Origin of the sequence: Kluyvera genomosp. 1 (assembly GCF_001266615.1) — a bacterium.
Classification (GTDB): Bacteria; Pseudomonadota; Gammaproteobacteria; order Enterobacterales; family Enterobacteriaceae; genus Kluyvera; species Kluyvera cryocrescens_A.
Genome location: NZ_LGHZ01000017.1, coordinates 48,698 through 67,598, shown reverse-complemented (window position 1 = coordinate 67,598; position 18,901 = coordinate 48,698). Strand labels below are relative to the sequence as shown.

Here is an 18,901-nt window from a genome sequence, read left to right as displayed (position 1 = left end):
GGTCTGAAATGTTAGGTATTATTTTGACGGGGCACGGCGGATTTGCCAGCGGCATGGAAAAAGCGATGAAGCAAATCCTCGGCGAACAGTCGCAGTTTTTCGCTATCGATTTTCCTGAAACCTCCAGCACCGCGCGGCTTACCGCACAGCTTGAAGCGGCGGTGGCTGAGCTGAACGACGCGGAAGGCATTATTTTCCTGACCGACCTGCTCGGCGGCACGCCGTTCCGTGTAGCGTCTACGCTGTCGATGCAACAGCCGGGGCGTGAAGTCATAACCGGCACCAATCTGCAGCTGTTACTGGAAATGGTCATGGAACGTGACGGGCTCAGCAGCGAAGCATTTCGTCTACAGGCGCTGGAATGTGGGCATCGTGGCCTCACCAGCCTGGTTGACGAGCTCGGGCGCTGTCGTGACGAGGCGCCAGTAGAGGAAGGCATATGACACAAGTCCTGCGTGCCAGACGTCTGCTCACCGAGCAGGGCTGGCAAGACGATCATCAATTGCACATTGCCGATGGCATGATTACAGCGATTGAACCGATCCCAGCTGGCGTCACCCAGCGTGATGCCGAGCTGCTTTGCCCAGCCTACATCGACACCCACGTCCACGGTGGCGCGGGTGTTGATGTGATGGACGAAGCGCCGGATACGCTCGATAAGCTGGCAATACACAAAGCGCGTGAAGGAGTTGGCGGCTGGCTACCCACTACTGTCACCGCCCCTTTAACCCTGATTCACCGGGCGTTAGCGCGTATCGCAAAGCGATACCACGCCGGTGGCCCTGGTGCTCAGGTGCTGGGAAGCTATCTGGAAGGCCCCTATTTCACGCCGCAGAATAAAGGCGCGCATCCCCCGTCGCTCTTTCGCGAGCTGGAGGTAAGCGAACTTGATGAGCTGATTGCGGTCTCTCAAGGCACTTTACGCGTGGTCGCCCTGGCGCCAGAAAAACCAGGGGCATTAGTAGCCATTCGCCACCTCAAGCAGCAAAACGTCCGGGTGATGCTGGGGCACAGTGCGGCTACCTGGGAGCAAACCTGTGCCGCATTCGATGCCGGAGCCGATGGTTTAGTGCACTGCTTTAACGGCATGACCGGTCTACACCACCGTGAACCAGGAATGGTCGGTGCCGGGTTAACCGACCCGCGCGCGTGGCTTGAACTGATTGCCGACGGGCATCACGTGCATCCGGCGGCAATGAAACTTTGCTGTAGCTGCGCAAAAGATCGGGTGGTGCTGATAACTGATGCCATGCAGGCCGCAGGCATGCCGGACGGGCAGTACACCCTATGCGGCGACCAGGTTGAAATGCGCGGTGGAATTGTGCGTACCGCTTCCGGTGGCCTGGCAGGCAGCACGCTATCCGTGGACGCCGCGGTGCGTAATATGGTTGAGCTTGCAGGCATTTCATCGGAAGAGGCGATTCACATGGCATCGCTGCATCCTGCGTGTTTACTAGGTCTCGACGGACAGTTAGGGTCGCTAAAAGTAGGTAAACGCGCCAACGTAATCGCCCTAAACAGCGGCTTACATATCCAAGAAAACTGGGTTCAGGGCCAACCGCTCTCCCTTTAATCCCCCTATGGTGTGCCCCTTTGGCCTTCGGTCGTCGATCGCAAGGCCTTTCTTTTTCTTTCTTTTGATTCGGGAAACAAATAAATGCTCATTATATCTACTCATTAAAAATCAACAGCATAAAAGCATCCTTTGTTCTTCGATCACAATTTTCGTTTTATTTCATTTTTTCACATTGAACTTTCGTTTTCTTTTCTATAGATTTTAATCAACTGATATACGAAAAAGTGAAACGAAACGAAAGACAATGACAATTTGCCTGCGTCTGAGGTGGAATTCACAAGACTAAGGACTGAGTTATGCCAGAAACCTATACCCCCGCTCTCTCTGCAACCGGCACATGGACAGAAGAAGAGATCCGCCAGCAGCCCAACTGCTGGATTCGCTCACTGACCAATATCGAAAAGATACGATCTGACATTGATGGTTTTCTCGCGCCATTGCTGGCTAAAGAAGATCTTCGAATCGTTCTGACCGGAGCCGGCACTTCGGCCTTTATCGGCGACATTATCTCCCCATGGCTCGCCAGCCACACCGGGAAAAACATCAGCGCAGTGCCAACGACCGATCTGGTAACCAATCCGATGGACTATTTGAATCCGGCACACCCGCTGTTGCTGATCTCATTTGCCCGTTCTGGCAATAGCCCTGAGAGCGTCGCCGCCGTTGAGCTGGCGAACCAATTTGTCCCCGAGTGCTACCACCTTTCCATCACCTGCAATGAAGCAGGCAGTCTGTATAAGAATGCGGTCAACTGCGACAACGCCTTTGCGCTACTGATGCCCGCAGAGACACACGATCGCGGCTTTGCGATGACCAGCAGCATCACCACCATGATGGCGAGCTGCCTTTCGGTATTCGCGCCAGCCGCATTCAACAGCCACACGTTCCGCGACGTCGCTAACCGCTGCCAGGCCATTCTGAGCTCACTAGGTGACTTCAGCGAGGGCGTCTTTGGTCAGGGAAACTGGAAAAGAATCGTTTATCTCGGCAGCGGCGGATTGCAAGGCGTTGCACGTGAATCGTCCCTGAAGGTCCTTGAGCTGACCGCTGGCAAGCTCGCCGCATTTTACGACTCGCCAACCGGTTTCCGTCATGGCCCTAAATCATTGGTCGATAGCGAAACGCTGATCGTGGTGTTTATTTCTAGCCACCCTTACACCCGTCAGTACGATCTCGATCTGTTGGCCGAACTGCGCCGCGATCAACAAGCAAAACGTGTCGTGGCCATTGCCGCAGACACAGATGCCATCGTTGAATCTGGCCCACATATCCTGCTGCCGCCGGCACGTCACTTTAATGATATGGAGCTGGCTTTCTGCTTCCTGACCTACGCCCAGGTCTTCGCGCTGACGCAGTCCATCCACGTCGGTAACACACCCGATACGCCATCCGCTAACGGCACGGTCAACCGTGTGGTGCAAGGCGTCGTTATTCACCCGTGGCAGGCATAAGAGGGAGCCATCATGAGCATTATTTCCACCAAATATCTTCTGCAGGACGCCCAGGCAAAAGGCTACGCGGTGCCCGCTTTTAATATCCACAATGCCGAAACCATCCAGGCGATCCTCGAAGTGTGCAGCGAAATGCAATCTCCGGTGATCCTCGCCGGTACGCCAGGCACCTTTAAGCATATCGCGCTGGAAGAGATCTACGCATTGTGCCGCGCTTACTCCACCAGCTACGACATGCCGCTGGCGCTGCATCTCGATCACCATGAGTCGCTTGATGACATCCGCCACAAAGTAAATGCCGGCGTACGCAGCGCGATGATTGACGGCAGCCACTCACCGTTTGAAGAGAACGTGAAGCTGGTGAAATCAGTCGTCGATTTTTGCCACGCTCACGATTGCAGCGTCGAAGCTGAATTAGGGCGCTTAGGCGGCGTGGAAGACGACATGAGCGTTGATGCCGAAAGCGCATTCCTGACCGATCCGATGGAAGCCAAACGCTTTGTGGAACGTACCGGCGTAGATAGCCTCGCCGTGGCTATCGGCACCGCGCACGGCCTGTATACCAAAAAGCCCAAAATCGATTTCCAGCGCCTGGCCGAAATTCGTGAAGTGGTCGATATCCCGCTGGTGCTGCACGGCGCAAGCGACGTCCCTGACGAATACGTTCGCCGCACCATCGAGCTCGGGGTGTGCAAGGTTAACGTTGCGACGGAACTGAAAATCGCTTTTGCCGCCGCGGTAAAAGAGTGGTTTGCAGAGAATCCGGAGGGTAACGACCCGCGCTATTACATGCGCGTCGGGATGAATGCGATGAAAGAGGTCGTGCGCAGCAAAATTAACGTTTGCGGATCAGCGAATAGACTGCTCCCAGCGCAGCGTAGTTAATATGCTGCGTTGAATTAAATAATAAAAAATATTAATAACAACTCACCTCTCATTTTGTAAAGGTCATGAGTATTTTCTCATGGCCTTCATATTATACTGATAGAAATAATGGAGTACTCTACATGACACAGGAAAATTCTATAAAGTCACGAGTATGGGAGTTTTTTCAAAGTTTAGGTAAAACATTTATGTTTCCCGTATCGCTGTTAGCGTTTATGGGGTTATTGTTAGGTATTGGTAGTTCAATTACGAGCCCTTCCACCATTAAAAGCTTTCCTTTTTTAGGCGGTGAGTTAACACAGTTAACATTTGGTTTTATTGCCACCGTCGGGGGTTTTGCATTTACCTATTTACCCGTTATGTTTGCGATTGCTATTCCGTTTGGAATGGCCAAAAGAAACAAAGCCGTTGGCGCTTATTCAGGGTTTGTCGGCTATATGTTGATGAACATGAGCATCAACTACTACCTGATGGCAACCCACCAGCTGGCTGATGCCGCCACCATGAAGCAGGTCGGCCAATCCGTGGTGCTGGGCATCCAGACTCTGGAAATGGGGGTATTAGGCGGCATCATTGCCGGTGTGATCACCTACTTCCTGCACGAACGCTTCCAGGACACCGTACTGCATGATGCCTTCGCCTTCTTCAGCGGCATCCGCTTTGTCCCAATTATTACCTCTCTGACGCTGTCGATCGTCGGCCTGGCCATTCCGCTTCTGTGGACCTACGTTGCAATGGGTATTGCCGGTATTGGCCATATCATCCAGAGCACCAGCGTATTTGGCCCCTTCCTTTACGGCGTTGGCGTACTGCTGCTCAAGCCTTTCGGCCTCCATCATATCCTGCTCGCGATGGTGCGTTTCACCCCGGCAGGTGGCACGGAAATCGTTAACGGGCATGAAATTGCCGGTGCTCTGAATATTTTCTACGCCGAACTAAAAGCCGGCCTGCCTTTCAGCCCACATGTGACGGCCTTCTTGTCACAAGGGTTTATGCCAACCTTTATTTTTGGTTTGCCCGCGGTGGCGTTTGCTATTTATCGGACGGCGAAACCTGAAAATAGACCCATCATTAAAGGGTTATTACTTTCTGGGGTGTTAGTTTCCGTTATTACTGGTATTTCCGAACCGATTGAATTCTTATTCCTTTTCATTGCTCCAGCACTGTATGTATTCCATATTATCATGTCAGGTTTAGCATTAATGGTGATGGCACTACTGGGAGTTACCATTGGTAATACTGACGGTGGGATTCTCGATCTGTTAATTTTCGGGGTAATGCAAGGCACCTCGACAAAATGGTATTTACTCTTCCCGGTTGGCGTCGTGTGGTTTGCCGTCTACTTCCTGGTATTCCGCTGGTATATATTAAAACACGACATTAAAACACCGGGCCGTGAAGATTCCTCCGATGGTGCATCACAGGCAGTCGCTGCAAATACCAAAGCACGTGGTAAATCCAAATACGATCATGGGCTTATTTTGAGCGCTCTCGGCGGTAAGGAAAATATTAACTCCCTGGATAACTGCATTACCCGACTGCGCCTCGTGGTCAAAGATATGTCGAAAGTTGATCAACAGACGCTAAAACAGGCCGGTGCACTTTCCGTGGTCGTCCTTGATGCACATAGTGTTCAGGTCATTATCGGCCCGCAGGTTCAGGGTGTGAAAACCGGCATTGAAGCCTTAATTTAACCAGGAGTTGGACATGTTCGATTTCGATAAAATCATCGAGCGTAAAAGTGATAAGTGCCGTAAATGGGACCATGCATTTGTCTGCTCTCGCTTCGGCGAGGTACCAGAGGACTTCATCCCGCTGTGGATTGCCGACATGGATTTCACATCGCCACCCGCCGTTATTGACGGCTTCCAGCGGATCGTTGAACACGGAACCTTTGGCTACACCTATAGCTTTGATGAATTTTATGATGCCGTAATCGGCTTCCAGCGCGACCGCCACCATGTCAACGTCGAGCGCGACTGGATAACGCTCACCTACGGCACCGTCTCCACGCTGCATTACCTGGTGCAGGCATTTTGCCAGCCGGGCGATAGCGTGATGATGAATACGCCGGTTTATGACCCATTTGCCATGGCAACACAGCGCCAGGGTGTTCAGGTACTGGCGAATCCGCTAAAAATTGAAAACAACCGCTATCATCTCGACTTTGCGCTTATTGAAGAGCAGCTCAAGCGCCAGCAGCCTAAGCTTTGGCTCTTATGCTCACCGCATAACCCATCCGGACGCATCTGGACGCTGAGTGAAATTCACCAGGCTTCCGAGCTTTGCCAGCGCTACGGGGTCATTCTGGTGGTCGATGAGGTCCATGCCGAACACATTCTTGCCGGTGAATTCACCAGTTGCCTGTCTTCGGGTGGGGCAGCCCAGGACAACCTGATTCTGCTGACCTCACCCAATAAGGCTTTTAACCTGGGTGGGCTCAAAACCTCCTACGCCATCATCCCGGATGCCCAGCTTCGTCAGCGTTTCCGCCAACAGCTGGAAAAAAATTCCATTACCTCCCCCAATATCTTCGGCGTGTGGGGAATCACCCTAGCTTATCAGCACGGCCTGCCATGGCTGGATGCGCTCAACGGGTATTTACGCAGTAACGCCCACTACCTTGCCGACGCCATCCAGACTCATTTCCCGGAGTGGAAGATGATGACGCCGGAGTCGTCTTATCTGGCGTGGATAGATGTCAGCGGTGGCGGACGTACAGCGACGGAAGTGGTGAACCATTTTGCTCGCCATGCAGGGGTGATTATTGAGGATGGCAGTCATTATGTTCAGGATGGCGAGCGTTTTATTCGCATCAACTTTGGTACGCAGCGGTATTGGCTGGAACAGGCAATAGAGAGAATGCGTAAGCATTACTAATGCCCAGAGAAAACAAAGGCAGATAACTTTCGCTATCTGCCTTTTTCTTTGCGATTCAAACCGCGTTATCGGGCAACCGAAACGCGCAAGATCGGCCTATTGCTTACTCGCCCTACTTCTCCAGCGCATACTTATACAATGCGTTCTTCTTCACGCCGTGGATTTCCGCCGCCAGCGCCGCCGCTTTTTTCAGCGGTAGCTCCGTTTGCAGCAAGGCCAGGGTGCGCAGCGCGTCGGCTGGCAGTTCGTCATCCTGCGCTTTGTGGCCTTCGACAATCAGCACCATTTCACCTTTACGGCGGTTTTCATCCTCTTTCACCCACGCCAGCAGCTCACCGACCGGTGCGCCGTGGATGGTTTCCCAGGTTTTGGTCAGCTCGCGAGCCAGCACCACATAGCGGGCTTCGCCCCACACGGCGACCATATCCTCGAGACTATCCAGAAGACGGTGAGTTGATTCGTAGAAGATCAGAGTACGCGGCTCAGTTTCGATGGCCTTCATCGCATCACGACGGCCTTTCGATTTAGCCGGTAAAAAGCCTTCGTAGCAGAAACGGTCAGACGGTAACCCCGCGGCGCTGAGCGCAGCAATCGCCGCGCAAGGCCCCGGCAGCGGTACCACGCGAATACCCGCTTCGCGACAGGTTCGCACCAAATGGTAGCCCGGATCGTTAATCAGCGGCGTGCCTGCGTCGGAGACCAGCGCGATGTTGAGCCCCTCTTTGAGCTTATCCACCAGCATTTGCGCTTTTTGTTGCTCATTGTGATCGTGTAGAGCAAACATCCGAGCGTTAATGGCGAAGTGTTGCAGCAATAAACCGGTATGACGCGTGTCTTCAGCCGCAATTAAATCAACAGCTTGCAATACTTCGAGCGCTCGTTGGGTAATATCAGCCAAATTTCCGATAGGAGTAGGTACAATAAAGAGTTGGCCTTGAGAATTATCCGCCGATTCGTGTTGTTTCATTGTTTAGTCCGTATTGCCGATTTAATATTGAGCATTGCGTAAAAAATATCACTGGATACAGAATGGTACCCTCAACATTTTCTCGTATGAAAGCCGCGCGCTGTCTGCCTGTTATCCTGGCCGCGCTGATTTTTGCAGGCTGTGGAACCCAGGCTCCCGATCAGAGTGCCGCCCAACTTCAGGGTGCGACGCAGGCTGACTCCGGCTTTTATCTGCAACAGATGCAGCAAAGCTCGAATGATAGCAAGACCAACTGGCAATTACTCGCCATTCGTGCACTGCTGAAAGAAGGTAAGAGCCAACAGTCGCTGGAATTGTACAACCAGCTGCCGCAGGAACTTAACGCAGCTCAGCGTCAGGAGCAGTCGCTGCTGGCCGTGGAAGTGAAACTGGCGCAGAAAGATTTTGCTGGTGCACAGGCGCTGCTGCTGAAGCTGAAAGCCGATGATTTTGACAGTGCATTGCAGGCGCGTTTCTGGCAAGACACCATCACCGCCGAGCAGGGCAAACCTTCGCTGACGCTGCTGCGGGCGTTGATCGCCCAAGCTCCTCTGCTGGCGACACAGCCGGAAAAACAGCAAAACAGCGATGCCACCTGGCAGGTACTCTCCTCCATGACTCAGGCGCAGGCGAACGCGCTGGTCATCAACGCCGACGAGAACGTGCTGCAAGGCTGGCTGGATCTGCAGCGCGTGTGGTTTGATAACCGCAACGATCCGGACATGATGAAAGCGGGGATCAAAGATTGGCAGACCCGTTACCCGCAAAACCCAGGGGCAAAAGTATTGCCATCGCAGCTGGCCAACGTACAGAGCTTTAAACCGGCCTCGGTGAATAAAATCGCCCTGCTGCTGCCTTTAAGCGGCCAGGCATCGGTCTTTGGCCGTACCATTCAAAAAGGCTTTGAAGCCGCGAAGAACGGCATTAGCCCAGTGAGCGGCAGCGCGGTACCGGAGCAGGTGGCGCAGGCCGCTTCTACGGACGTCATCAGCCCATCACAGGCCGAGGTCACCGACTTGACCTCTCCACAAACTCAGGCACCGGTTCAGGCGCCAGCGGCCGCCGCGCCGGTTCAGGCAGCGACCTCTGCGCAACCTGACACAACTGCTGCGCCAGCCGAGACCGCACCAACACCTGCCGCACAGCCGCAGGCTGTGGCCAACGTGGCAGCAAATCCATCCGCCGAGCTGAAAATTTATGACACCTCCACGCAGCCGCTGAACCAGATCCTGGCGCAGGCGCAGCAGGATGGCGTCAGCCTGGTCGTGGGCCCGCTGCTGAAAAACAACGTTGATGAGCTGCTGAAAAGCAACACCTCGCTGAACGTACTGGCGCTCAACCAGCCGGAAAACGTGAGCAACCACGCCAACATCTGCTATTTCGCGCTTTCTCCTGAAGACGAAGCCCGCGATGCCGCACGTCATATCCACGAGCAGGGGAAACAATCCCCGCTACTGCTGGTTCCGCGTAATACCCTTGGCGATCGCGTGACTCAGGCTTTTGCCGATGAATGGCAGAAGCTGGGTGGCGGCACGGTGTTGCAGCAGAAATTTGGTTCACTGTCTGAACTGCGCGGTGGCGTCAACGGCGGCTCCGGCATTGCGCTGTCTGGCACACCGGTTACCTCCACCCAGTCGCAGCCGCAGGGCGTGACCATCGGTGGCCTGACTATCCCACCGGCACCAACCGATGCGCAGATCACCGGCAGCGGTAAGGTCGATGCCGCCTACATTTTGGCAACGCCGGAAGAAATTGCCTTTATCAAACCAATGATTGCAATGCGTAACGGTAGCCAGAGCGGTTCTCTGCTGTATGCCAGCTCTCGTAGCGCACAGGGCACCTCGGGCCCGGACTTCCGTCTGGAGATGGAAGGCCTACAGTACAGCGAAATTCCAATGCTGGCAGGCAGTAACCCTGCACTGATGCAGCAGGCGCTGAGCGCGGTTAACAATGACTACTCGTTGGCGCGTCTGTACGCCATGGGCGTTGATGCCTGGGCACTGGCGAACCATTTCGCACAAATGCGCGGTATGCCGGGCTTTGAGCTGAACGGCAACACCGGCGATCTTAGCGCCAACCCGGACTGCGTGATTAACAGGAAGTTATCATGGCTCAGATACCAACATGGACAGGTCGTCCCCGCCAGCTAACCACCAAACAAGTCGGCAACGCGGTTGAACTCCGCGCGCGTCGCTGGCTGGAAGAGCAGGGGCTGAAATTTATCGCCGCTAACGTCCATGAACGCAGCGGCGAGATCGACCTGATAATGCGGGACGCTGCGGTGACGGTGTTTGTTGAAGTCCGCTACCGCAAGTCCGCGGCATACGGCGGCGCAGCGGCCAGTGTGACCCGCAGCAAACAACATAAATTATTACAGACTGCCCGCTTGTGGCTTGCCCGGCACAATGGGAGTTTTGATACTGTGGATTGCCGTTTCGATGTGTTAGCCTTCACGGGCAATGAGATCGAATGGCTCCAGAACGCTTTTAGCTAACAGAATGTAAAGGGATATCGTGCTCGAAAGAATTAAAGTGTGCTTCACTGAAAGCATTCAAACCCAAATCGCGGCGGCGGAAGCGCTCCCGGACGCTATCTCCCGAGCAGCGATGACCCTGGTACAGTCACTGCTTAACGGCAACAAAATTCTCTGTTGTGGCAACGGTTCTTCTGCGGCCAACGCACAGCATTTTGCTGCCTGCATGATTAACCGCTATGAAACCGAACGCCCTGGTTTACCAGCGATTGCACTAAACAGTGATAATGTGGTCTTAACCGCGATAGCGAACGATCGCCTACACGAAGAGATCTACGCCAAGCAGGTTCGCGCGCTCGGTCATGCCGGTGATGTGCTGCTGGCGATCTCCACGCGTGGCAACAGTCGCGATATCGTCAAAGCGGTCGAAGCTGCCGTTACTCGTGATATGACCATCGTTGCCCTTACCGGCTATGACGGAGGTGAACTGGCGGGCCTGCTCGGGCAACAGGATGTCGAAATTCGCATCCCTTCGCACCGCAGCGCGCGTATCCAGGAGATGCACATGCTCACGGTTAACTGCTTATGCGATCTGATTGATAACACCCTTTTCCCACACCAGGACGACTAAGGAGAATAAATGAAGGCAATTTCGACCCTCGCAGTCCTTATTTCCGCATTGCTGCTTCAAGGATGTATTGCAGCCGCCGTTGTTGGCACGGCCGCAGTAGGCACCAAAGCCGCTACCGATCCGCGTACCGTGGGAACTCAGGTGGATGACAGCACGCTGGAAGTTCGCGTGAACAATGCCCTGTCGAAAGATGCACAAATTAAGAAAGAAGCCCGCATTAACGTGACCGCGTATCAGGGCAAAGTCCTGCTGACCGGCCAGGCACCGGATCTGAGCCTTGCCACTCGTGCGAAACAGATTGCCGTCGGCGTTGATGGCGCGACTGAGGTCTTTAACGAAGTCCGTCAGGGCCAGCCAATCAGCCTTGGCACCTCGTCCTCCGATACCTGGATTACCACCAAAGTTCGTTCTCAGTTGCTGACGACCGACCAGGTGAAATCCTCAAACGTGAAAGCGACCACGGAAAACGGTGAAGTGTTCCTGATGGGTCTGGTGACCGACCGAGAAGGTAAAGCCGCAGCCGACATTGCTAGCCGCGTAAGCGGTGTGAAGCGCGTCACCACCGCGTTTACCTACATTCAGTAACCCTGCTGCCCGGCAGATTCACTGCCGGGCCATTTCTCTAAGCTGTCGCGATGACAGTATCGTCACCGGTGCGGTTGCGGGATGCTTCGCCATATTCAACATCGCTTTCGCCACATCTTCCGCCTGAATCGACTTCCAGTTTCCCGGCAACAAGCTAAACAACGGCGCCAATAGCTGCTCATTAAGCCGCGGCAAACGGCGATCGCCCAGCAGCATTGAAGGGCGTGCCAGCGTCAACGTCGTCCAGCCTTGCGCAATCAGCGCCGCCTCCGCTTGTCCTTTGACACGATTGTAAAAGAAGGGAGATTGAGTATTTGCCCCCATCGCGCTGACCACCAGCATCTGCTGCGCGCCGAGACGTAGACCGGTTAATCCGGTTTCCACCACCAGGTCGTAATCGACGTGAGTGAACGCTGACTTCGAGCCCGCTTCGCTCTGCGTGGTGCCCAAACAGCAAAAGACGGTATCAACAGGGGTGTTCACTTCCGTCAGCGCCTGGCGCAGGTCGGTATTATGCGGATTGCCGATGCCGAAGGCGTGCTCTAACGGACGACGCGTGGGGGCGATGATGGATTCAACCTGCGACTCGCGGCGCAGCATGTTGAGTAAGTGCCCACCAACCAAACCGGTGGCGCCAGTAATCAGTACATGTTGCATAAGGGTCTCCGTAATTCCCCGACGTTGCTACGCCCGATGGAATCACCGGGCGGTTTCAGCGTGTAGGCCGGATAACGCATCTACGCGGCTATCCGACAAGATGCCGCATCATACCTGACGGCTTGATGCTTACCAGGCCTACAGCGCTGACTCGGTCAGGAGTCTGCTGGATTTATCCATTACGTCTGTGCCGATATAACCCAATCAACTTATAAGCGGCAGGAATAATAAACAACGATAGCAGCGGTGCGGTGATCATGCCGCCAATCATTGGCGCGGCAATCCGGCTCATCACTTCAGAACCCGCACCGGTCCCCCATAGTATGGGCAACAGACCGGCAATTATCACGGCGACGGTCATCGCTTTGGGACGGACGCGCAGTACCGCACCGTGATACAGCGCATCATCCAACCGCTCCTCGCTAAAGGTTTGCGGGTTTTGCAACTTTGGATCGGCCTCGACAGCGTGGCGCAGATACATCAGCATCACCACCCCAAACTCGGCCGCGACCCCAGCCAGCGCAATAAACCCAGTACCGGTTGCCACAGACATATGGAACCCTTGCCAATAGAGGAACCAAATGCCTCCGACCAGCGCAAACGGCAGGCTCATCAGAATCAGCAGCGCTTCTTCCACCCGGCGGAACGCCAGATACAGCAGAATGAAGATAATCATCACCGTCATCGGCACCATCAGCTTGAGCTTTTTGTTCGCGTGTTCCAGCAGTTCAAACTGGCCGGAGAACGCCACGCTGGTACCGGGCTTTAGGGTGACGCTACGGCTGATTGCCGCTTGCAGGTCATGCACCACCGAGACCATGTCGCGGTCACGCGCATCGATATAAATCCAGCTCGCCGGGCGGGCATTTTCGGTTTTTAGCATCGTCGGGCCGGAAACTACCGCCACCTTCGCCACGTCCCCCAGCGTAATTTGCTGTTTGCCTGGCGTCAGGATCGGCAGCTGGCGCAGCGCCATTGGGCCATCACGGAACCCCTGCGGATAGCGGATATTAATCGGGTATCGCGCCACGCCCTCCACGGTTTCCCCAATCGTTGCGCCTCCAATGGCCGACGAGACGAACAGCTGCACATCACCGACGGTCATCCCATAGCGTGCCGCTTTTTGACGGTCGATATCCACGTCGATATAGCGCCCGCCCTCCAGACGCTCTGCCAGCGCTGAGACAACGCCGGGCACCGTTTTCGCCACCGTTTCAATGTGCTGCGCGGCGTCATCAATATCGGCAAGTGAAGTCCCCGAGACCTTGATACCAATCGGACTTTTAATCCCTGTAGAGAGCATATCGATACGGTTACGTATCGGTGGCACCCACAGATTTGCCAACCCCGGCAGGCGTACGGTGGCATCAAGTTCATCGATAATTTTGTCGAGGGTCATCCCCGGTCGCCACTGATCCTGCGGTTTAAGCTGGATAGTCGTTTCAATCATCTCCAGCGGCGCAGAGTCGGTTGCCGTCTCCGCCTTGCCGGATTTGCCAAATACTGAAGCGACTTCCGGCACCGTTTTAATCAGCTTATCGGTTTGTTGCAGCAATACCGCCGCCTGCCCCGGCGAAATTCCCGGCAGCGTCGATGGCATATACAGCAAATCACCTTCGTTGATTTTCGGTAAAAATTCACCGCCCACTTTGCTCAGTGGCCACAGAACGGTAAACATCGACAGCAGCGCCACCAGCAGCGTCAGCTTTGGCCAGCGCAGCACTTTCAGCAGCAACGGGTGGTAAATCGCAATCAGAAAACGGTTCAGCGGATTACTCGCTTCCGCCGGAATTTTTCCCTTGATCCAAAAGCCCATCAGAATTGGGATCACCACGATCGCCAGCGCCGCCGCCCCAGCCATGGCGTAGGTTTTAGTAAAGGCAAGCGGACCGAACAAACGCCCTTCCTGGCCTTCAAGGGTGAAGATCGGGATAAAGGACAGGGTGATGATCAGCAGGCTGATAAACAGCGCCGGCCCTACTTCCACCGCAGCATCGGTTATCTCTCGCCAGCGGGTACTGTTGTCCATCGTCTGTCCGGGATGCGCCTCCTGCCAGTGTTCCAGCCGCTTGTGGGCGTTCTCGATCATCACGATCGCCGCATCTACCATCGCCCCTACGGCGATAGCGATCCCACCCAGGGACATAATATTGGCATTCAATCCCTGGAAGTGCATGACGATAAAGGCAATACACAACCCCAGCGGCAGTGAGACGATCGCCACCAGCGCCGAACGCAGGTGCCAGAGGAACAGCGCGCAGACCACGGCCACGACGATAAACTCTTCAATCAGCTTCGAGCGCAGATTATCAATAGCCCGATCGATAAGCTGGCTACGGTCATAGGTGGTGACCACTTCAACGCCCGGCGGCAGGCTTTTTTGCAGCGATGCCAGTTTATCCTTCACTGCTGTAATCACTTCACGGGCATTTTTGCTGGAACGCAGCAAGACTACGCCGCCGGCCACTTCGCCCTCACCATTAAATTCGGCGATCCCACGACGCATTTCTGGGCCAATCTGCACCCGTGCCACGTCCTTCAGATAGACCGGCACGCCGTTCTCTCCGGCCTTCAGGACAATGTGGTTAAAATCATCGAGACTCTTGAGGTAACCGGTGGCGCGGACCATGTATTCCGCTTCCGCCATCTCCACGGACGAACCCCCAGCTTCCTGGTTCGAAGAGGTGAGTGCCTGTTTAACCTCACTTAAGCTGATGTCGTACTGGGCAAGCTTCAGCGGATCAACTTGCACCTGATACTGCTTCACCACCCCGCCCACGGAGGCCACTTCCGCCACGTTAGGGATGGTTTTAAGCTCATATTTCAGGAACCAATCCTGCAATGAACGCAGCTCTGCAAGATCGTGTTTGCCGCTTTTATCCACCAGCGCATATTCAAAAATCCAGCCTACACCAGTGGCATCCGGGCCAATTTCCGAGCTGACGCCCTGAGGCAGTTTGCCCTGCACCTGATTTAAATATTCCAGCACGCGTGAGCGCGCCCAATAGAGATCGGTGCCATCTTCAAAAATGACGTAGACATAGGAGTCGCCAAACTGCGAGAAGCCGCGCACCGTTTTGGCGCCCGGTACCGACAGCATGGTGGTGGTCAGCGGATAAGTAACCTGATTTTCCACAATCTGCGGTGCCTGCCCCGGATAACTGGTTTTGACGATCACCTGCACATCAGAAAGATCCGGCAGCGCATCGACCGGTGTGTTCACAATGGTCCAACCGCCCCACAGGCTCAAAAACAGCACGCCCATCATCACCAGAAATCGATTCGCAACCGAGCGTCGAATAATCCATTCAATCATCGCCGTCTCCTTAATGCCCGGCATGGGCGTCAGCGGTATGTCGCATTCTGTCGAGTGCACCGCTGATATTGGCTTCCGAATCAATCAGGAACAGGCCGTTAACTACGATGGATTCGCCTGCGGAAAGGCCGGCAGCAATGCCCGTCTTATCGCCAGACTCATGCAACACCTGTATTTTCTTCGGCACAAATTCACCGTGGCTGTCGACCGTAATTACCCGCTGTTCATCCCCGGTATCGATCACCGCTTGTGACGGGATCAGCAACATTTCGTCGCTCTGCGCGCTGAGCTTCAGGTAGGCGTTCATCCCCGGCTTTAGCAACTCATCGGGGTTACTGACCTGCAGACGGACCTGCAGCGTGCGGGTCGTCGGATCGACGATCGGTAAAATCGAGGTTTTCAGGATCGTGAAAGATTGGCCGGGGTAAGCCGGAATAGAGACCGTAAACTGAGACGAATCTTTGAGCAGCCAGGCAATCGACTCCGGCACCGCAGCGCTGATCCACACCGGATCCATCCCCTGAATTTGTGCTACCACATTATCTTTGGCGATATTCATTCCGCTTTTCAGACTGAAGGCGGTGAGTACGCCGTCAATCGGCGCAGTGAGGGTAAACTGGGTCTGCACGCGGCGCGTGGTGCGCATCCGTTGGATATCCGCTTCCGGCATTCCCGCCAGACGTAGACGTTCGAGCACACCTTCCAGTTGAGTAGCCGTACCGCCGGAATTGGCCAGCAGCAGATATTCACTTTGCGCCTCAACCCATGAAGGAATGGTCGCCGCCACCAGCGGCGCCCCCTTACGCACCTTATCGCCCACCGTCAGTGGATAAACCTTATCGATAAACCCTTCGGCACGTGCCTGCACAATCACAAACTGATATTCGTTATAGCTGACGTTGGCCGGTAGGGTTTGGGCATAGTCGAGCCGTCCTTTGTTCACCTTTGCGGTACGCAGCCCCAGATTGTGCACTTGGGTTGGATCAATACGCACGCCGCTCGACTGCGTATCGCCGCCTTCGTCGGCGTATTTGGCAACCAGGTCCATATCCATAAACGGCGATTTACCGGGCTTTTCAAAGCGCACATCAGGCTTCATTGGATCGTACCAGTACAGCACTTTGCGTTCGGCGGGCGCGGATTCTGCCTGCGCGCTGGGCGTGATAAAGTGGCTCACGGCGGCTGTCGACAGCCCGCCAATTATCAGGCTACCGACGATCGCCGCCGTATATTTTAATTTGGCTGTCGTCATGGTGATTACAGCGCCTTGATGTCCTGAAGAAGGGAGAGATTGCCCTGCTGGACAAAACTGAAGTTAACCTGTTCGCCCTCCTTGAGCTGTTTAATCGCCTCGGTCGGTTCGCTAAAGGTAAAGCGCATGGTCATCGCGGGCCAGCCGATAGCGGGGATGGCCTGATGATCGATGGTGATTTTCTTCGCATCCATATCGATAAGTTTCACCACGCCAGTGCCCTCAATCACCTGCGCTTTCGCGCTCATATCCATCATTTGGCCATGGCCGTTATGCTGCATTTCCGCAGCCTGCACGTTCAGCGCCAACATCATAAAAACGCCACCAACCAGAATAGTTAATTTACGCATCGCTTAAGACTCCTGAATAAAAAGTTAGGCTTTCCAGCCGCCGCCAATGGCGCTGAATAGATTGATTTCGTTAACCTGCTGGGAATAGATCAAATCGAGGATCGCTTGCCGGGTGGCAAACAATGAGCGTTCGGCATCCAGCACTTCGATATAGCTCACCGCCCCGCTGGCATACAGCGCGCGGGCGCGCTGCAGGGTAATTTGCAGCGACGCCAAATAGCGCTGCTGGGCCACCAACTGCCCCTGAATGCTGTCGCGCAGCGAGAGCGTGTCAGCCACAGCTTTAAACGCCGACTGTATTTTTTGTTCGTAGTTCACCACCGCCTGGCGCTGCTTCACGTTCGCCAGCGCGAGGTTGGCCTCGTTACGCCCGGCGTTGAAGATGGGCAGGTCAATCTTCGGCACAAAGTTCCACATACCGCTGGCCGCGTTAAACAGGCTGGAAAGCGTTGAACTGCTGCTGGAGACGCCGCTGGTCAAGGTAATCGATGGGAAGAATGCCGCGCGCGCCACGCCGATATTGGCATCCGCGGCGCGGAGCTGATGCTCGGCCTCCATGATGTCCGGACGCTGAAGCAGAATGGTAGACGGCAGATTGGCTGGCAGTGGTAGAGGGTTCACTGCCGCTGCCGACTGCGGGGAGTTCGCAAGCGTGGTGTTGTAGACGCCAAGTAGCTGCTGGAGTGCGTGATTGGCCTGCGCCAGTTCACCTTCACGCTGAGCGATATCGGCACGAGTGCTTTCAATCACCCCGCGCGCCTGTTCCAGCGCCAGCACGTTGGTGCTACCTGTCACCAGCTGTTGTTCCACAAAGGCGTAAGACTGCTGGTAGTTTTTCAGCGTCTCTTTGGCAATCGCCAGTTGAGCCGTCAGGCGGCGTTGATTGAAGTAGGCCTGCGAAACGTTAGTCACTACCACAATCTGCGCCGCACGCTGCGCTGCCTGGCTGGCGAAAAAACTCTGCCGGTCGGCTTCACTCATGTTTTTCAGCTTGCCGAAAAAGTCGAGCTCATAGCTGAGATTCAACCCCACATCGTAGCGTTTAGTGGTGGCTTTTTGCCCCTGAAGATCGCCTTCATAGCTTGCGCCAGAGGTACCATTAAGCTGCGGATAACGCCCGGCGTCGGTCACGTTATATTGCGCACGAGCGGCTTCCACATTCAGTACTGCCATGCGCAGATCGCGGTTGTTCTGTAGCGCCACGTCAATCAAACGCTTGGCCTGCGGGTCGGCGAAAAAGGTTTGCCAACCGGTCTCTTGCCATTGGCTACCGGTGGGCACCAGCACGCCCTGTGAGAGGGAAAACTGTTCCGGCACCACCTTTTCGGGCGGCCGATAGTCCGGCGCCAGCGAAGTGCATCCGGCCAGAATAAACGCCATCATCAGCGTCAGGGGTTTGAGAGTAAGCATGTCACGTCCTGTTCAGCCGAATCAGAAGGGGCTGGTAATGTGCATACCTTACGGGAGTGACTCTGTTTGCTCGGTGACAGGATAATGACAAAGTTGTCATTTAAGACGCAGAGGAAAATTCGGGTGTGATCGCGTCGGCAAAAAATAGCGCTAATGAAAGACCCGGCTTTATTTCATCGATAAAAAGACAATTATTTAATGCCAAATATTCGCCGCCATCACACTCTATGATGAAAATAAAAACCGGCTCACACTTTTACGGCCTTTCGTGTAGATAAAAGAATAAAACAAAAAACATAAAAACCATAAATTTCAAATAAATAAAAACAATCTTTTAATTACAGTCTATTTTTACTGTGAAACTCGCCACACAACGACACAATATCCACGCCGCGCCAATATTAAAACATTGTTTCAACTTACCCCCCCTCCTATCATCATTCTGTTTCATCTTTTCACCCATGATTA

Annotated in this window: 16 protein-coding genes; 10 read left to right on the top strand and 6 right to left on the bottom strand. The window is 54.5% G+C overall.

The window, feature by feature from the left end; genetic code table 11:
* Positions 1-8 precede the first annotated feature (8 nt).
* The 6 genes from agaF (at position 9) to KP80_RS10955 (ending at position 6,792) form a co-directional block, all read left to right on the top strand.
* Complete coding sequence (agaF, locus tag KP80_RS10980; protein WP_052283684.1) at positions 9-443, top strand: PTS galactosamine/N-acetylgalactosamine transporter subunit IIA; 435 nt, start codon at positions 9-11, stop codon at positions 441-443.
* Positions 440-1,573 carry an N-acetylglucosamine-6-phosphate deacetylase gene (gene nagA / locus KP80_RS10975; RefSeq protein WP_052283683.1) on the top strand — a complete coding sequence of 378 codons (1,134 nt, stop codon included), beginning with the start codon at positions 440-442 and terminating at the stop codon, positions 1,571-1,573. Before agaF ends, nagA begins: the two co-directional genes overlap by 4 nt.
* 299 nt (positions 1,574-1,872) lie before the next feature.
* On the top strand, positions 1,873-3,027 hold the full coding sequence (locus KP80_RS10970; RefSeq protein ID WP_052283682.1) for an AgaS family sugar isomerase: 1,155 nt from the start codon (positions 1,873-1,875) through the stop codon (positions 3,025-3,027).
* A gap of 12 nt (positions 3,028-3,039) precedes the next feature.
* A complete protein-coding gene (gene kbaY / locus KP80_RS10965; RefSeq protein WP_052283681.1) occupies positions 3,040-3,912 on the top strand; it encodes a tagatose-bisphosphate aldolase subunit KbaY in 873 nt (290 codons plus the stop codon).
* A gap of 122 nt (positions 3,913-4,034) precedes the next feature.
* Positions 4,035-5,606, top strand: coding sequence for a maltose/glucose-specific PTS transporter subunit IIBC (gene malX, locus KP80_RS10960; RefSeq protein WP_052283680.1), 1,572 nt, complete (start codon positions 4,035-4,037; stop codon positions 5,604-5,606).
* Positions 5,607-5,619: 13 nt separating this feature from the next.
* Positions 5,620-6,792 carry a MalY/PatB family protein gene (locus tag KP80_RS10955; protein ID WP_052283679.1) on the top strand — a complete coding sequence of 391 codons (1,173 nt, stop codon included), beginning with the start codon at positions 5,620-5,622 and terminating at the stop codon, positions 6,790-6,792.
* Between the two features lie 112 nt (positions 6,793-6,904).
* On the opposite strand, the gene rsmI is transcribed toward KP80_RS10955, so the two are convergent.
* Entirely contained in the window at positions 6,905-7,759 is an 855-nt protein-coding gene (rsmI, locus tag KP80_RS10950; protein ID WP_052283678.1) for a 16S rRNA (cytidine(1402)-2'-O)-methyltransferase, read from the bottom strand.
* A 62-nt stretch (positions 7,760-7,821) separates the two neighbouring features.
* Here rsmI and KP80_RS10945 point away from each other — a divergent pair, with 62 nt between their 5' ends.
* The 4 genes from KP80_RS10945 to dolP are packed head-to-tail and all read left to right on the top strand — an operon-like array spanning position 7,822 to position 11,448.
* Positions 7,822-9,909 carry a penicillin-binding protein activator gene (locus KP80_RS10945; protein WP_052283677.1) on the top strand — a complete coding sequence of 696 codons (2,088 nt, stop codon included), beginning with the start codon at positions 7,822-7,824 and terminating at the stop codon, positions 9,907-9,909.
* On the top strand, positions 9,867-10,253 hold the full coding sequence (locus KP80_RS10940) for a YraN family protein (RefSeq protein ID WP_052283676.1): 387 nt from the start codon (positions 9,867-9,869) through the stop codon (positions 10,251-10,253). The genes KP80_RS10945 and KP80_RS10940 overlap by 43 nt, the downstream gene beginning before the upstream one ends.
* Positions 10,254-10,272: 19 nt before the next feature.
* Positions 10,273-10,863 (top strand): DnaA initiator-associating protein DiaA, encoded by a 591-nt coding sequence (diaA, locus tag KP80_RS10935; RefSeq protein ID WP_052283675.1) that lies wholly within the window; start codon positions 10,273-10,275, stop codon positions 10,861-10,863.
* Positions 10,864-10,872: 9 nt separating this feature from the next.
* Positions 10,873-11,448 carry a division/outer membrane stress-associated lipid-binding lipoprotein gene (gene dolP, locus KP80_RS10930; RefSeq protein WP_052283674.1) on the top strand — a complete coding sequence of 192 codons (576 nt, stop codon included), beginning with the start codon at positions 10,873-10,875 and terminating at the stop codon, positions 11,446-11,448.
* Between the two features lie 18 nt (positions 11,449-11,466).
* Here the strand turns inward: dolP and KP80_RS10925 are convergent, their stop codons facing one another.
* The 5 genes from KP80_RS10925 to KP80_RS10905 all read right to left on the bottom strand — a co-directional run bounded on the left by KP80_RS10925 (position 11,467) and on the right by KP80_RS10905 (position 18,433).
* Positions 11,467-12,105 carry an NAD-dependent epimerase/dehydratase family protein gene (locus KP80_RS10925; RefSeq protein WP_052283673.1) on the bottom strand — a complete coding sequence of 213 codons (639 nt, stop codon included), beginning with the start codon at positions 12,103-12,105 and terminating at the stop codon, positions 11,467-11,469.
* A 172-nt stretch (positions 12,106-12,277) separates the two neighbouring features.
* Positions 12,278-15,421: a CusA/CzcA family heavy metal efflux RND transporter gene (locus tag KP80_RS10920; protein WP_052283672.1), complete on the bottom strand. Its 3,144-nt coding sequence runs from the start codon at positions 15,419-15,421 to the stop codon at positions 12,278-12,280.
* Between the two features lie 10 nt (positions 15,422-15,431).
* Entirely contained in the window at positions 15,432-16,673 is a 1,242-nt protein-coding gene (locus KP80_RS10915) for an efflux RND transporter periplasmic adaptor subunit (RefSeq protein ID WP_052283671.1), read from the bottom strand.
* 5 nt (positions 16,674-16,678) lie between these two features.
* Positions 16,679-17,023 (bottom strand): copper-binding protein, encoded by a 345-nt coding sequence (locus tag KP80_RS10910; protein ID WP_052283670.1) that lies wholly within the window; start codon positions 17,021-17,023, stop codon positions 16,679-16,681.
* 24 nt (positions 17,024-17,047) lie between these two features.
* Positions 17,048-18,433, bottom strand: a complete 1,386-nt coding sequence (locus KP80_RS10905; RefSeq protein ID WP_052283669.1) for a Cu(I)/Ag(I) efflux RND transporter outer membrane protein — start codon at positions 18,431-18,433, stop codon at positions 17,048-17,050.
* Positions 18,434-18,901 lie beyond the last annotated feature (468 nt).